General features: G+C 70.1%; 1 protein-coding gene. It reads right to left on the bottom strand.

Features of this window, described 5'->3' with window-relative positions:
- Positions 1 to 387, bottom strand: a 387-nt coding sequence (locus D7X32_RS44665; RefSeq protein ID WP_208752795.1) for a hypothetical protein, incomplete at its 3' end; no start/stop codon positions are given.
- Positions 388 to 422: the final 35 nt, after the last annotated feature.

Below are 422 nucleotides of genomic sequence, written 5' to 3'. Positions count from 1 at the left end.
GTTCAGGCCGGCGACGCCCGCACCACCCTCGATACGGCCATGGCTGCCGAACCCGCGCGCCCAGAAGCTGCGGTTGTGTCCGGCGTCGCCCGCATCACTGCCTGCATCTGCCGGTGCGACCAGGTGCATCGCCAGCTGGTTGAACAGGCGACTGCCGGTCGTTGCCGATTGCGCCGAGGCGGTCTGCGCGGCCTGTGCTGCCAGGCCGTCCGCATCGCCACCGCTGCGCGATGCTGCCTGGTGCTGCTGCACGACGTTGCCGATGCTGCCGACCAGTGCGGTATCGGCCAGGCGCAGGCTGGCATGCGCGTCGCCGCGCAATGCTCCCGCCTGGCGCGCGATGTCATCGCGGTCAGCGAACTGCAGGGCACCCAGCAGTCCGCTCATCGAGGAAGTGCGCTGTGCAGCCGCCTGTTGCAGTG

Source organism: Corallococcus carmarthensis (assembly GCF_003611695.1).
Taxonomy (GTDB): Bacteria; Myxococcota; Myxococcia; order Myxococcales; family Myxococcaceae; genus Corallococcus; species Corallococcus carmarthensis.
This window is presented reverse-complemented; position numbering and strand designations above follow the sequence as displayed.